At 60.3% G+C, this 14539-nt stretch carries 12 protein-coding genes and 1 tRNA gene; 6 read left to right on the top strand and 7 right to left on the bottom strand.

Going from position 1 to position 14539, the window contains the following annotated elements:
* The first annotated feature begins 312 nt into the window (after positions 1-312).
* The 6 genes from NTD87_RS26930 (at position 313) to NTD87_RS26905 (ending at position 7822) form a co-directional block, all read left to right on the top strand.
* Positions 313-1956, top strand: a complete 1644-nt coding sequence (locus NTD87_RS26930; protein ID WP_262117207.1) for an ABC transporter substrate-binding protein — start codon at positions 313-315, stop codon at positions 1954-1956.
* A gap of 75 nt (positions 1957-2031) precedes the next feature.
* Positions 2032-2985, top strand: coding sequence for an ABC transporter permease (locus tag NTD87_RS26925; protein ID WP_262117206.1), 954 nt, complete (start codon positions 2032-2034; stop codon positions 2983-2985).
* Entirely contained in the window at positions 2982-3818 is an 837-nt protein-coding gene (locus NTD87_RS26920; RefSeq protein WP_262117205.1) for an ABC transporter permease, read from the top strand. Before NTD87_RS26925 ends, NTD87_RS26920 begins: the two co-directional genes overlap by 4 nt.
* A gap of 2 nt (positions 3819-3820) precedes the next feature.
* A complete protein-coding gene (locus tag NTD87_RS26915) occupies positions 3821-5467 on the top strand; it encodes a dipeptide ABC transporter ATP-binding protein (RefSeq protein WP_262117204.1) in 1647 nt (548 codons plus the stop codon).
* An 86-nt stretch (positions 5468-5553) separates the two neighbouring features.
* A complete protein-coding gene (locus NTD87_RS26910) occupies positions 5554-6735 on the top strand; it encodes a hypothetical protein (protein ID WP_262117203.1) in 1182 nt (393 codons plus the stop codon).
* Positions 6736-6946: 211 nt separating this feature from the next.
* Entirely contained in the window at positions 6947-7822 is an 876-nt protein-coding gene (locus tag NTD87_RS26905) for a LysR substrate-binding domain-containing protein (RefSeq protein ID WP_262117202.1), read from the top strand.
* Between the two features lie 123 nt (positions 7823-7945).
* Here the strand turns inward: NTD87_RS26905 and NTD87_RS26900 are convergent, their stop codons facing one another.
* The 7 genes from NTD87_RS26900 to pheT form a co-directional block, all read right to left on the bottom strand.
* Complete coding sequence (locus tag NTD87_RS26900; RefSeq protein WP_262117201.1) at positions 7946-9379, bottom strand: NAD-dependent succinate-semialdehyde dehydrogenase; 1434 nt, start codon at positions 9377-9379, stop codon at positions 7946-7948.
* Positions 9376-10410, bottom strand: coding sequence for an aldo/keto reductase (locus tag NTD87_RS26895; protein ID WP_262117200.1), 1035 nt, complete (start codon positions 10408-10410; stop codon positions 9376-9378). The genes NTD87_RS26900 and NTD87_RS26895 overlap by 4 nt, the downstream gene beginning before the upstream one ends.
* 9 nt (positions 10411-10419) lie before the next feature.
* Positions 10420-10932, bottom strand: coding sequence for a formaldehyde-activating enzyme (fae, locus tag NTD87_RS26890; protein ID WP_262117199.1), 513 nt, complete (start codon positions 10930-10932; stop codon positions 10420-10422).
* 410 nt (positions 10933-11342) lie between these two features.
* Positions 11343-11419 (bottom strand) — tRNA-Pro (locus NTD87_RS26885).
* 89 nt (positions 11420-11508) lie between these two features.
* On the bottom strand, positions 11509-11865 hold the full coding sequence (locus NTD87_RS26880; protein ID WP_003179985.1) for a MerR family transcriptional regulator: 357 nt from the start codon (positions 11863-11865) through the stop codon (positions 11509-11511).
* Positions 11846-12148, bottom strand: coding sequence for an integration host factor subunit alpha (ihfA, locus tag NTD87_RS26875; protein WP_002553164.1), 303 nt, complete (start codon positions 12146-12148; stop codon positions 11846-11848). The genes NTD87_RS26880 and ihfA overlap by 20 nt, the downstream gene beginning before the upstream one ends.
* 3 nt (positions 12149-12151) lie before the next feature.
* Positions 12152-14530, bottom strand: a complete 2379-nt coding sequence (gene pheT, locus NTD87_RS26870; RefSeq protein WP_262117198.1) for a phenylalanine--tRNA ligase subunit beta — start codon at positions 14528-14530, stop codon at positions 12152-12154.
* Positions 14531-14539 lie beyond the last annotated feature (9 nt).

The raw sequence follows: 14539 nt of genomic DNA, 5'->3' as shown, positions 1-14539 counted from the left end.
TTCCTGAGTAACATGCATTTTTGTGTTGTGTAGGACGATTTCTACTGGATGAGCAATTGCTCTATGTGGGAGCGAGCCTGCTCGCGAATGCGGACTTTCAGTCACTTAAAAGGTGGCTGTCAGATTGCTTTCGCGAGCAGGCTCGCTCCCACAGGAGCGGCATCCGGCCTGTCTAGCTCAGGCGTTGACAGAATCATCCGTCAGTAACATGCATTTATCGAACGTTTACGCGTTGAATTTATCGTTTGTCGATCTTTGCGCCGATGACAAAACTGCGGCCATCTCAAATAAAAACAACATGAGAGCTGCCCCATGCCTTATCTCGACGAGTTAAAGACTCTGGACGGCGCCTTGCCGCATCCAGCGGTAAACGACCTGTGCACCCAAGTCAAAAGCGGCGAGATCAACCGCCGGCAATTCCTGCGCACCGCCGCGCTGCTGGGCATCACCGCCGCCAGCGCCAGCACCTTCCTCGGTTCCGCCCTGCTCGGTAATCCGGCCCGCGCCGCCGATGTCGTCCCGCCGCGCCAGGGCGGCAGCCTGCGGTTTGCTTGCGCCATCCAGGAAATCCAGGACCCGATGCTGATCACCTGGATCGAAGCCTCGAACCTGCTGCGCAACGCGCTGGAATACCTGACCTGGGTCGACGCCGACAACATCACCCACCCGTACCTGGCCGAGAGCTGGAGCCCGTCAGACGACCTCAAGACCTGGACCTTCAACCTGCGCCAGGACGTGAAGTGGAGCAATGGCGACACCTTCAACGTCGAGGACGTGCAGCACAACATCGAGCGCTGGATTGCCGCCGACTCCAAGTCGGTCAACCGCACCGCGTTCCAGGACATCCGTGCCTTCGAAAAACTCGGCGACTTCCAATTCCGCCTGGTGCTCAAGCGACCGATGCTGGCGATCCCGGAAATGCTCAACGCTTTCACTTGCGCCATCGTTCACCGCAGCTTCAAGGCCGGTGATGACTGGGCGAAAAACCCGCTCGGCACCGGGCCGTTCAAACTGGTTTCGTTCGCGGTCAACAAGCAAGCGACCTTCGCCAAGCGTGCCGATTACTGGCGCAAACCGGCCAACCTCGACGAGTTGCGCTACGTCGACATGGGCACCGACATCTCCACCCACCTCGCGGCGTTGCAGGCTGGACAAGTGGACGTGCTGTACCGGGTGACCGTGGCCGAACTGGACCTGGCCAAGCGTTTACCGGGTGCGCAATTGCTGACCTGCAAATCGGCGCAAACCGTCGTTATGCGCATGGCCTGCGACCAGAAACCGTTCGATGACCTGCGAATTCGCAAAGCGGTGGTGCTCTGCGCCGACAACGCACAGATGCTGAAAATCGCCTATCGCGGCATGGGCACCCTGGGTGAAGACCATCACGTCGCCCCGTCCCATCCGGAATACTTCCCGTTGCCCAAACGTGCCCGGGACGTCGCTGGCGCGAAGAAACTCCTCGCCGAAGCCGGTCATCCGAACGGCATCGACATCGACCTGATCATCGGCAACACCCAAGGCCGCTATGAACAGGATTGCGCGCAGATCTTGCAGCAGAACTGCGCCGAGGCCGGCATCCGCATCAACCTCAAGGTGATCCCGGCCACCCAGTACTGGCCGATCTGGAACAAAGCCGCGTTCAGCCTCACCTACTGGGCCCACCGCCCGTTGGGCGTGATGTCCCTGGAACTGGCCTATCGCAGCGGCGCGGCCTGGAACGAAAGCCACTACAGCGACCCGGCCTTCGACGCTGCGCTGGACAAGGCCATGGGCATCATCGACCCGAAACAGCGGGCTCTGGCGATGGAAAGCGTCGAGCAAATCCTGCATGACGCGTGCGTCATGGTGCAGCCGTTCTGGGGTGACAAGTTCACCGCCGCGAGCACGAAGGTCCAGGGGTTCAAGGTTCACCCTTCGGACTTCTACCCAATGGATGAAGTCTGGTTGAGCGCCTGATTCAAGCGCCCAGAACGAGCTCGCCCACTAAGGTGCGGCGGGCCGCCATCCCTTGATTAGCCGGAGCGTGCGAGCATGGCTGAATTTCTATTGCGCAAGTTATTGGCGCTGGCGGCAACCCTGCTGTCGGTGTCAATGATCGTGTTCCTGGCCCTGGAACTGAACATCGAGGACGTTGCGATCAACGTCCTCGGCCCCTACTCCGCCGCCGACCAGCGCGCTGCGTGGCTGGTGGAACACGGTTACAACCAACCCTTCGTCTGGCGTTATCTGGTGTGGCTAAAGGATTTTGTCCACGGCGACTGGGGCACCTCGGTGCACTTTCGTGAGCCTGTGATTGACCTGCTGCTGCCCAACCTTGGGCAAACCCTGATCCTCGCCGGACTGGCCTTGCTGGTGATGGTACCGGTGGCGCTGACACTCGGCATTCTGGCGGGCATTCGCCAGGGTTCGGCGGTGGATCGGCTGGTGTCGTTTCTGTCGATCGTTACCACCTCGATTCCGGACTTCGCCAGCGCGGTGTTTGTCTCGGCGATCTTCGTGTTCTGGCTCAACTGGCTACCGGGCGTGAGCAGCATGAGCGACGGCTTCAACGCCGTGGAGCTGGCGCTGCCGCTGATGGTGCTGTGCCTGTTCGGCATCGGTTATCTGGCGCGGATCACCCGGGCCTCGATGGTCGAAGTGATGCAGGCGCCGTACATCCGCACCGCCCGCCTCAAAGGCGCGTCCACCTCACGCATCGTGTTGCGCCATGCCCTGCGCAACGTCCTGATCGCCCCCATCACGGTGATCATGCTGTACATCCCGTGGTTGTTGTCGAACGTGATCGTGGTCGAAGTGTTTTTCGCCTACAAAGGCTTCGGTTCGCTGCTCTACACCGCGTCGCTGAACCATGACGTCTACTTGATCGAAGCCTGCGCGATGATCAGCGGCATCGTAGTCGGCGCGACCAAAATCTTCTCGGACCTGGCCTACACCTGGCTCAACCCGCGCATCACCTTGCGCAGTCTTGGCGGAGGTGGCCAATGAACTTCCTCAATTCGTTCAAACATCCCTTGGCGTTGCTCGGTTTGCTGCTGGTCGGCGGCTGGGTGCTGATGGCGCTGTTCGCACCATGGCTGGCGCCCCACGATCCACTGGAAAGCTTCACCCCGTTGCTGACGCCAATGACCCCGGATGGCAATGGCCTGAGCTTCCTGCTGGGCACCGACATGATCGGCCGGGACATTCTTTCGCGGCTGATCTGGGGCACGCGCACCGTGCTGTTCTGGTCGATCCTGGCGACGCTGACCGCGTTCGCCGTGGGCATCGCCATGGGCCTGTGCGCCGGCTACTTCAATGGCTGGGTCGATGCGTTGCTGTCGTATGTCGCCGACACCGTGCTGTCGTTCCCGGTGCTGGTGTTGTACATCGTGATCATTATCGCCCTCGGCGCTTCGGCGCTGAACATCCTGATTGCCGTGACCTTCACCAGTGCCCCGGCGATCTTCCGGATAATGCGCGCACTGACCATCGACATCCGCTCCCGGGACTACGTGCTCAGCGCCATCACCCAGGGTGAAGGTTCGCTGCGGATCATGCTGGTGGAAATCCTCCCCAACTGTGGCGGCCCGTTGATCGTCGATTTCTGCCTGCGCATCGGCTACACCGCGATCATGATCGGCGCGCTCGGCTTCCTCGGCCTCGGTCTGCCACCGCCCACGCCGGACTGGGGCGGCATGATCAACGAAGGCCGCAGCATGGCCATCGCCTTCCCGCACCTGGTGATCTTCCCGTGCATCGCCATCTCCAGCCTGATGCTGGGCCTGAGCCTGCTGGCGGACGGTCTGGACGAACACGCCCAGAAAGGCACAAGGAGTTGAGCATGAGTCATCTACAAGTATTGAAGGTGGAAAACCTTTCCATCGAACTGCCTGCCGGCGCCGACCGTAGCCATGCGGTCAAGGGCATCAGCCTCGACGTGCGCAAGGGCGAAATCCTCTGCGTGATCGGCGAGTCCGGCTCCGGCAAATCGGTGCTTTCGGCGGCAATCATGGGCGACTACGCCAAGGGCCTGCGCCACAGCGAAGGGGTGATCGATTTTCTCGGCGACGACATCTGCCGCATGGACGAACACTCGCTGCGCCGGTTGCGTGGCAACCGCATCGCGATGATTTTCCAGGAGCCGATGGCGGCGTTGAACCCGGCGATTCGCATCGGCCAGCAGGTCGAAGAGATCTTCGACATTCACGCGCCGACCATGCCCGCCGCCGAGCGCCGGGAACGCATGCTCGCCCTGTTCGACTCCACCCAATTGCCCGACCCGCCACGGATCGCCAACAGCTTTCCCCATCAGCTCTCCGGCGGCCAATGCCAACGGGTGGTGATTGCCATGGCGTTGGCGATGAACCCGGACTTGCTGATCGCCGACGAACCGACCACGGCGCTGGACGTGACCACTCAGGCCCAGGTGCTGAAACTGGTGCGTGACCTGCGTGGTCGCGGTCAGCACGGCATTCTGTTCATCACCCACGACTTCGGCGTGGTGGCGGAAATCGCCGACCGCATCGCCGTCATGGAGGGCGGTGTGCTGGTAGAAATCGGTGAGCGCGATCAAGTGCTCAACGCGCCGAAACACCCGTACACCCGAAAGTTGATCGCCGCCGTGCCGGCGCTGCATCCCGAATTGCACGCGCCGTGCGCCGATGGCGAACTCGCGCTGCGCATCGAGCACCTGACCAAGACCTACAACGTCGGCGGCCGCTTGGTCCCGGCGCTCAAGGACGTCTCGCTGCAACTGCCACGGGGCAAGACCCTGGCGATTGTCGGCGAATCCGGCTCGGGCAAGAGCACGCTGGTGAAAGCGGCGATTCGGCTGGTGGAAAGCGACAGCGGCCACGTCTGGGTCGGTGACACGGATTTCCTGGTATTGCGCGGGTCGGCCCTGGCGGCCAATCGGCGACGGATCCAGATGATTTTCCAGGACCCTTATGGCTCGCTCAATCCACGGCATCGGGTCGGCGACATCATCGCCCGCGCTGCGCAACTACGTGGATTATCGGCCAGGGATGCGTGGACCGAGGCCGGCGACTTGCTGGAACAAGTCGGGCTCAAACGTGACGCTCTCAAGCGCAAGCCACGGCAGTTCTCGGGTGGCCAGCGCCAGCGCATCGGCATCGCCCGCGCCCTGGCGATGCGCCCGGAAGTGTTGATCGCCGATGAAAGCGTCTCGGCGCTGGATGTCTCGGTGCAGAAGCAGGTGCTGGAGTTGCTCGCCGAGCTGCAACAGCGCCTCAATCTGAGCATTTTGTTCATCACCCATGACCTGCGAGTGGCGGCGCAGATCAGTGACTACATCGCGGTGATGCGCCAGGGTGAAGTGGTGGAGTACGGCACAGCGGAACAGGTGTTGTTGCGACCGCAAAACACCTACACCCAGACCTTGCTGGCGGCGGCACCCGGCGCTTCGGTGATACCGGTTGCGCCCGCGATTGCCCCCCCGTTGAGGCTGATCCGACCTCAGGCCAACTGAGTCAATAACCCTTTCCCCAGGCCGCAGCGTTCGTTGCGGTCCGGGTTGCTGCTGCCAACTATAAATCAGAAATCAGGAGTCTCACTGTGCGCACAACCACCCCTCGCGCGATCCGTTCCATTGCTCTAATTCCTGTGCTCGGTGCCCTCGCGGCACCCGCTATGGCGGTTCAGGTGACCGACAACCTCGACCTTGGCGGAGCCGTCCGGGCGCGTTGGGACTATGACCCGGATCGCGACATCCAGACGTTCAACTTCGACACCGCGTTCCTCACCGCCAAGTACAACTCCGACACCTGGATCGGCGCGGCCAAGTACCGATTCTACGGTCGGTCCTACCCGTACAAGTACACCGATCGCATTGGCGCGGTTCAGTTCGCCGAAACCGCCTGGGTGGGCTACAAATTCAACCCGGACCAACAGGTACAAGTTGGTCTGAACCAAGTGCCGTTCGGCCTGCAGCCCTATTTCGGCAGCACTTTCTACGAGACCCTGGGCAACGTGGTTGGTCTCGAAGACGTGGAACAGGTGGGCGCCAAATACATCCAGCAGTACGGTGACTGGAACCTCCAGGCTGGTTACTACCTGCGCCCGGCACTGCAGGGCCGAGGCACCAGCAACGGTGACACCTACTCCACGGTGGTTTCCAAGGCCGACAGCTACGTGGCCGATGGCAGCAACAACCAAGAGCACAACACCGCGGTGGTGCGCCTGGCAAAAGCCGTGCAGTTGGGTGACTGGAAATCCGAAGTCGGGATCTCGGGCCTGACCTCGACCCTGGAGAACCGCGACACTCGCGAAGATGGCCGACGCAATGCCCTGGCCCTGCATTACCTGGGCAAGAACGGCCCATGGGGCGTGCAACTGCAAGCGGCCCGCCAACAGATGTCGCCGCGCAACCCCGGAACCGACCAGGTGGTGACCTTCGGCGGCTACGACGGCACGTTCAACGTCGCCAGCCGCGGCAACCTGTACGTCGCAGACCTGAGCTACGACGTGGACGGTAAATACTTGTTCGACGAGATCAGCGGGATCAAGCTGTACGCCAACTACAGTGCCTTCGACAAGTCGGCGGACGACTTCAAGACCTCTCAGCGAATGATCCTCGGCACCTCGTTCTCGGTGAGCAAACTGTGGATCGCCACCGAGTGGCTGTTCGGCAAGAACGACCCGTACATTGGTGGCAGCAGCTACACCCAGAGTTTGGGGGCTGGCGGCAGTAACCAGTGGGAAAACCAGTTGTACATGAACATTGGGTATTACTTCTGATCCGGATTTTTTGGCGCCCTTGAAGGCGCCTTCGCGAGCAAGCTCGCTCCCACAGGTTTAGCGCATAACCTGTGGGAGCGAGCCTGCTCGCGAATAGCCCAAACAACACTTGCATCAGCCCATGCCAGAGGAGTCAGATACGCCCTACAAAACATTCGCCAAAAACAATAAACCTGTCCCACATCGGCGTCAGGTGCGGAGTCATCCTTTCATGCGTCAACTGCCCTCGCTCAACATGCTGCGAGTCTTTGAAGAAGTCGCGCGGCATCGCAGTTTCAGCCAGGCGGCGCTGGGTCTGAACGTTACCCAAGGCGCAGTCAGCCGTCAGATCAAGCAACTCGAAGACTATCTCGGTGTAGCCCTGTTCATTCGCACGCCTCAGGGTCTGTCGCTGACCGAAACCGGTATCGCCCTCTTCCCACACTTGAGCGACGCCTTCGACCACATCGAACACGCCCTGCAAGCGGTACGCGTGCCCAACCTGCGCCAGCGCCTGCGTATCGTCGCACCACCGACCTGGGCCACGCGCTGGTTGTCGGCGCACTTGCGCGCCTTTTGCCAACGCTATCCGGACATCAGCCTGAGCGTGATCCACCAGAGCGGCCACGACAACCTCGCGGAAATCGACTGCCACATCCGCTTCGGCCTCGAAGCAGCGAGCCATTGCAGCAGCCAGTTGCTGGTGATGGAACGGCACATGGCGGTGGCTAGTCCGGAGTTGTTCGTCAACGGCCAGCCGCCGGACTTGCGGCAGTTTCCACTGCTGCACATCCTGCACGACGGCAAGCGCTTGAAGGTTTGGGAGAATTGGTTGGCGGCGATGGGGCGTGACGATATCGATGCCGCGCAGGGGCTGGAATTCAGCACGCTGGATCAGGTGATTCACACGGCTCTGGCCGGTGGCGGGTTGGCGGTGATTGACCGGCAGATGATCGAGAAGGAACTGGCCAATGGCAGCCTGCTGCCGATCACCCCGGTGGAAGTGGTGGGGCCGTATGGCTATTGGCTGGACGTGGCGAACGACAAACAGGGGTTGTCGAAGGTGCGGTTGTTTACGCAGTGGTTGGGGTTGGTGAGTAATCCATAGAACACCAATATCCCCTGTGGGAGCGAGCCTGCTCGCGAAAGCGGAGTGTCAGTCAACATAGATGTTGAATGTAATGCCGCCTTCGCGAGCAGGCTCGCTCCCACATTGGTTAATGGGTGGGCCTTAGAGCCCGCCCATCAACAGGTATTTGATTTCCAGGTAGTCCTCCAGACCGTACTTCGAACCCTCGCGACCGAGGCCCGATTCCTTGATGCCACCGAACGGTGCAACTTCTGTGGAAATGATTCCTTCGTTGATCCCGACCATGCCCGCTTCCAGACCTTCGGCCATGCGCCACACGCGGCCGATATCGCGGCTGTAGAAGTACGCCGACAGCCCATACGGCGTGTCGTTGGCCCGTTGCAGCACTTCGGCTTCGTCCTTGAAGCGGAAGCATGCGGCCACCGGGCCGAAGGTTTCGTCCTGGGCGATCAGCATGTCGCTGTTGGCTTCGGTGAGGATGGTCGGTTCGAAGAACGTGCCACCGAGCGCATGCCGACGACCACCACACAACAGCTTGGCGCCCTTCTCCAGAGCGTCACCGACATGCAGTTCAACCTTGGCCAATGCCGCTACGTTGATCAGCGGACCTTGCTCGGTTTCACCGTCCAGTGCACTGCCGACACGCATCGCCGCGACCGCTTCAGCGAGTTTGCTGGTAAAGGCTTCGTACACGCCGTCCTGAATGAAGAAACGGTTTACACAGACGCAGGTCTGCCCGGTGTTACGGAATTTCGAGGCCATGGCGCCTCTGACGGCGGCGTCCAGATCGGCGTCGTCGAAGACAATGAACGGCGCGTTGCCGCCCAGTTCCAGCGAGACCTTTTTCAAGGTGTCGGCGGCCTGGCGCATCAACAGTTTGCCGGTGCGAGTTGAGCCGGTGAACGACAGTTTGCGCACGATGCTGGAGGCTTGCAGCGCCCCGCCAATCGCCACCGCGTCTCCCGAGACGATGTTGAACACGCCGGCCGGAATGCCCGCCTGCTCGGCCAGCACCGCGAGGGCGAAGGCCGACAGCGGGGTTTCTTCAGACGGTTTGAGGATCATTGTACAACCCGCCGCCAGCGCCGGACCGACCTTGCGGGTGACCATCGCCAACGGGAAGTTCCACGGGGTGATCGCCGCGACCACGCCGATGGCTTCCTTGACCACAATGATTCGTGCGTCAGCCTTGTGGCTCGGGATCACATCACCATAAGCGCGCTTGGCTTCTTCGGCGAACCACTCCAGGAAGCTTGCGGCGTAGACCACTTCGCCCATGGCTTCGGCCAACGGTTTGCCCTGTTCGCGGCTGAGCAAGGTGGCCAGGTCCTTCTGGTTGCTCAGCATCAGCTCGCTCCAGCGCTTGAGCCGCTGGCTGCGTTCCTTGGCGGTCAGTTTGCGCCAGGCCGGCAAGGCACGATTGGCGGCGGCGATGGCGAGGTTGGTTTCTTTTTCACCGGCCTTTTGCACCTCGACGATGAGTTCGCCGTTGGCCGGGTTGAGCACCGGATAAGTTGCGCCACCGCTGGACCATTGGCCATCGATGAAGTTGCCATTGCGGATCAGCGCGTTCATGCCACAGCCTCGGTCAGATTGAAGCGTTCCAGACCCGGCCGGGCCGAGCGCAGGATGCGTTTACCGGCGGTGTAATCGTTGATCACGTCGCACGGGGTGTAGTTGCGTTCCAGTTCATGCAGTTCTTCGGCATCGAGCCTGGTCTCCAGCGCCGCCAGGGCGCTGTCGAACTGTGCAGTGGTGTCGGCGCCCACCAGCATGCAATCGACGCCCGGATGGTTGGCGACCCAGGCCTGGGCGATCTGCGCGTTCGATACACCACGGGCACGGGCCACGCGTTGCACCGAATGAGCGATTTCGAACGAGGCTTCGTCGCTGTACATCTGTTGAGTGAAAAAGTCGGTCTGGTTGCGGGTCGATTGCACGTCACCGGTCAGCAGGCCACGGGCCAGCGGACTGAACACCGAGACGCCGAGACCTTGATCGCGGCAGAACGGGATCATCTCGCGCTCTTCTTCGCGGTAGGCACAGTTCAGTTGCAACTGCATGTTGATCGGCTTGACCCAACCATTGCGCTCGCAAGCCATGAGGATCTTCGCCAATTGCCCGGTGAGCATGGTCGACACGCCGATGTAACGGGCCTTGCCGGAACGCACGATGTCGTTCATCGCGCTCATGGTTTCTTCAACCGGGGTGTTCATGTCGAAATAATGCAGCATGTAGACATCGACGTAATCCATGTTCAGACGCTTCAGCGAGGCGTCGATGCTGTCCATGATGTGCTTGCGCGAATGACCGCTGGCATTGATGCCGTTGCGGGTGCCGTAGCCTACCTTGGTGGTGATCACCAGGTCGTCCCGACGAGCCAGACGCTTGACGATGCGCCCCACCACTTCCTCACCGACCCCAGCGGAATAGAAGTCCGCCAGGTCGATGAAATTTACCCCGTTGTCGAGGGCGTGGGCGACGATCGGCTCGCTTTGCTTCTCGTCGAAAATCCACGGTTTCCAGTCCGGGGTGCCCATGTTCATGGTGCCCAGGCACAGGCGGGAGACTTGCAGGCCGGAGTTGCCCAAACGAATGTATTGCATGGCGCGACCTCAGGCTTTTGGGGTGTAGAAAGGGTTGCTGATGTGATCGACCACATCCGCCAGTTGCGCGGTTTCCGGCTTGCCGGTCAGGGCGGCGCGGATCGCTGTGCGGCAGGCGTTGTAGTTGTTGCGGTAGACCGCATCGAGGTCATCGCAGGCCGGGTTGACCCAGTTGGCCGTCACGATGGCCCACTCGTCTTCGGCTTCCGGCGGCAAGGTGCCGTCCAGCAGCGCTTCAAGCACAGCCTTGGCAATCCCGGCCTGGGAGGCGCCCCAGGTCGCGTTGCCATGCAGATCGCTGCTGATCGCGGCTTTGTTGACGTAAAGGGTCATCGGTTTGACCGGAATGTTCGGCTGAGCGATCACCATGAATGGGCAATGCCCCTGGCTCGGCGATGCCAGGCTATTGGCAAACGCCTGCCCTGCCGGACCGTTGCGCGGCCCAATCAGAATGTTGATGTGCGCGGCGTTCACGCCAGGGCCTTCGAAACCTTCACCGATATACAAGTCGAGTTCTTTCATGGGTCATTGCTCTTTTTGGATTTTTGGGGGTGATCAGAAGTCCACGCGGATCTCGAAGATCGCGGGGCAAATATCGGGGTTCGAAGAGCGCAGCACAGGGCTGGCGAGGACACGGCAGTGGGGCTTAGTCATGATTGCAAACGCTCTTTTTTGTTGTTGATGAGCTGTGTTTGCGATTTTTTAACACTGGGGATTCGGGGGGCTGTAACCATTAAAAGTCATGGGGGTATGAGTTCTGGTCATACCCAGCGAACTCAAGGGCGAATCAGGCCGGAGACTTGGTGCTCGGTAAAACTGTGCGGATTGTTACCATGCGTTCTGAATGCTGGGCTAAATCGACGAGTCACGCAAAACTCACGCACGTAAAAAAGGCCAATACTGTGAGTATTGGCCTAAGTTACTGATAAATATGGTCGGGACGGAGTGATTCGAACACTCGACCCCTAGCACCCCATGCTAGTGCGCTACCGGACTGCGCTACGCCCCGACTAGGCGTGAAACCTGTTCCTCATCTCGAGGAACGCTCAAGAATATATCGCAAGCTTTTGAAAACTGGAAGTATTTAAAAGCAGGAATTTATTTCTTGAGTACCACCAGAACATCTTCCAGTTCGGCGATCATCTGGCGGATCATTTGCTTGTATTGGGTGGTGTCGTCTTTGGCTTCATCGCCGGAAAGGCGCAGGCGCGCTCCGCCGATGGTGAACCCCTGGTCGTACAGCAACGCGCGGATCTGCCGGATCATCAGCACATCCTGGCGCTGATAGTACCGGCGGTTTCCGCGGCGCTTGACGGGGTTGAGTTGAGGAAACTCCTGCTCCCAGTAGCGCAGCACGTGCGGTTTTACCGCACAAAGCTCGCTGACTTCACCAATGGTGAAGTAGCGTTTGCCTGGGATGACGGGGAGCTCGTCGTTATGACTTGGTTCCAGCATAAGCCTCAACTCGGGCCTTCAACTTCTGCCCTGGACGAAAGGTGACCACACGGCGAGCCGTGATCGGGATTTCTTCTCCCGTTTTCGGATTGCGGCCAGGCCGCTGGCGTTTGTCCCGAAGGTCGAAGTTGCCGAAACCGGACAACTTCACCTGTTCGTTGTCTTCAAGAGCGTGCCTGATTTCTTCAAAAAACAGTTCGACCAATTCCTTGGCCTCCCGCTTGTTCAGGCCCAGCTCTTCATACAGACGTTCCGCCATCTCAGCTTTCGTCAAAGCCCCCATACGTCACTTCCTTAACGTGGCGTTCAACCTTTGTTCGAGCGAGGTGAGGATGTTTTGCGTCGTGGTATTCACCTCATCGTCATTAAGAGTGCGCGATGGATGCTGCCAGGTCAAGCCAACTGCAAGGCTTTTTCTATGCGGATCAATACCTTTACCCTGATACACGTCAAATAGCCTGAGGTCCGTCAGCCATTCGCCTGCATTTTCACGGATTACATCCAGTACGGCACTGGCTGCAACGTCTTTGTCGGCCAGCAGCGCAAGGTCACGACGCACTTCAGGGAAGCGCGACAACTCGCTGAATTCAGGCATTTTGCCCAATGCCACTTCAGCCAGCACCAGCTCGAAAACGAAGACCGGACGGTCGAGACCGAGGGTTTTCGACAGTTCAGGGTGGATAGCGCCAACGTAACCGACTTCGCGACCATCACGCTCGATGCGCGCGGTTTGACCCGGGTGCAACGCAGGGTGTTTACCCGGAACGAAGGTGAACGAGTCCAGTGCACCGGCAAAGCCCAGCACGGCTTCCACATCAGCCTTGACGTCGAAGAAGTCCACGACATCGCGACCTTGAGCCCAGCCTTCCGGCAGACGGCTACCGCACACCACACCGGCCAGCATCGGCTCTTGCTTCAAGCCTTCCAACTGACCGACAAAGCGCAGGCCGCTTTCGAACAGACGGACGCGATCCTGCTGACGGTTCAGGTTGTGCTGAAGCGCCTTGACCAGACCTGGCCACAAGGACGAGCGCATGGCCGCCATGTCGTTCGAAATCGGGTTGGCCAGCAGCAACGGCTCGACGCCTGGGTTGAACAGCTCGAACTGTTTCGGATCGATGAAGCTATAGGTGATCGCTTCCTGATAACCACGGGCCACCAGCAGACGACGCAACTCAGGCAGGTCGCTACGCGCTTCAGCCTTGGCTTGTGGCGCCAGACGGGCTTGCGGGTAGCGAACCGGCAGACGGTTGTAACCGTACAGACGGGCCAGCTCTTCGATCAGGTCGACTTCAAGGCTGATATCGAAGCGATGGCTTGGCACTTCAACATGCCACTGCCCTGCCCCATCAGCAGAAATCGTCAGGCCCAAAGCGCTGAGCAGACGCTCGACTTCAGCCGAATCCATTTCCATACCCAGCATCTGGGTGATACGCTGGGCACGCAGCGTGATCGGCGCGATCGACGGCAGGTGCTGCTCGCTGACGGTTTCGATGATCGGGCCAGCTTCGCCACCAGTGATTTCCAGCAGCAGGCCAGTGGCGCGCTCCATGGCTTCACGGGCCAGTTGCCAGTCCACGCCACGCTCATAGCGGTGCGAGGCATCGGTGTGCAGGCCGTAGGAACGAGCCTTGCCAGCGACGGCAATCTGATCGAAGAACGCGCTTTCCAGGAATATATCGCGAGTGGTTGCGGAGACACCGCTGTGCTCGCCACCCATCACGCCGGCAATCGCCAGGGCGCGGGAATGGTCGGCAATCACCAGCGTATCGCTACGCAGGCTGACTTCCTGACCGTCGAGCAGAACCAGCTTCTCGCCTTCTTCGGCCATACGCACGCGGATACCGCCATTGATTTCGGCGAGATCGAAAGCGTGCAACGGTTGACCCAGCTCCAACATTACATAGTTGGTGATGTCGACGGCAGCGTCGATGCTGCGCACGTCGGCACGACGCAGACGCTCAACCATCCACAGCGGCGTAGGCCTGGACAGGTCGACGTTACGGATCACACGACCCAGGTAACGTGGGCAAGCGGCCGGCGCCAGAACCTCAATCGAACGCACTTCATCGTGTACGGCTGGAACGCTGGCAATAACCGGACGTGTCACTTCAGCGGCGTACAGAGCGCCAACTTCACGGGCCAGACCGGCCAGGGACAGGCAGTCGCCACGGTTCGGGGTCAGGTCGACCTCGATGCTGGCGTCGTCCAGGTTCAGGTATTCTCGAATATCCTGACCGACCGGCGCATCGGCCGGCAATTCCATCAGGCCATCGTTGCCTTCGCCCACTTGCAGCTCGACTTGCGAGCACAGCATGCCGTTCGACTCGACGCCGCGCAGCTTGGCTTTCTTGATTTTGAAGTCGCCTGGCAGTTCGGCACCGATCATGGCGAACGGGATCTTCAGGCCAGGGCGCACGTTTGGCGCGCCGCATACCACCTGAAAGGTCTCCGAACCGTTGCTGACCTGGCAAACGCGCAGCTTGTCGGCGTCCGGGTGCTGCTCGGTGCTCAGCACCTCGCCCACGACCACGCCACTGAATACACCGGCGGCCGGCGTAACGCTATCGACCTCAAGACCGGCCATCGACAGACGAGCAACCAGCTCATCGCGACTTACCTGCGGGCTTACCCAGCCGCGCAGCCATTGTTCACTGAATTTCATCCTGCTCTC

The organism is Pseudomonas sp. 6D_7.1_Bac1 (genome assembly GCF_025465945.1).
Lineage (GTDB): Bacteria > Pseudomonadota > Gammaproteobacteria > Pseudomonadales > Pseudomonadaceae > Aquipseudomonas.
Note: the sequence above shows the minus strand (reverse complement) of the source record. Positions and strands in the feature narration are given on the sequence as shown.

Coding starts and splice junctions, on each gene's coding strand:
- NTD87_RS26930 (WP_262117207.1), top strand. CDS start 313: ATGCCTTATCTCGACGAGTTAAAGACTCTGGACGGCGCCTTGCCGCAT.
- NTD87_RS26925 (WP_262117206.1), top strand. CDS start 2,032: ATGGCTGAATTTCTATTGCGCAAGTTATTGGCGCTGGCGGCAACCCTG.
- NTD87_RS26920 (WP_262117205.1), top strand. CDS start 2,982: ATGAACTTCCTCAATTCGTTCAAACATCCCTTGGCGTTGCTCGGTTTG.
- NTD87_RS26915 (WP_262117204.1), top strand. CDS start 3,821: ATGAGTCATCTACAAGTATTGAAGGTGGAAAACCTTTCCATCGAACTG.
- NTD87_RS26905 (WP_262117202.1), top strand. CDS start 6,947: ATGCGTCAACTGCCCTCGCTCAACATGCTGCGAGTCTTTGAAGAAGTC.
- NTD87_RS26900 (WP_262117201.1), bottom strand. CDS start 9,379: ATGAACGCGCTGATCCGCAATGGCAACTTCATCGATGGCCAATGGTCC.
- NTD87_RS26895 (WP_262117200.1), bottom strand. CDS start 10,410: ATGCAATACATTCGTTTGGGCAACTCCGGCCTGCAAGTCTCCCGCCTG.
- fae (WP_262117199.1), bottom strand. CDS start 10,932: ATGAAAGAACTCGACTTGTATATCGGTGAAGGTTTCGAAGGCCCTGGC.
- NTD87_RS26880 (WP_003179985.1), bottom strand. CDS start 11,865: ATGCTGGAACCAAGTCATAACGACGAGCTCCCCGTCATCCCAGGCAAA.
- ihfA (WP_002553164.1), bottom strand. CDS start 12,148: ATGGGGGCTTTGACGAAAGCTGAGATGGCGGAACGTCTGTATGAAGAG.
- pheT (WP_262117198.1), bottom strand. CDS start 14,530: ATGAAATTCAGTGAACAATGGCTGCGCGGCTGGGTAAGCCCGCAGGTA.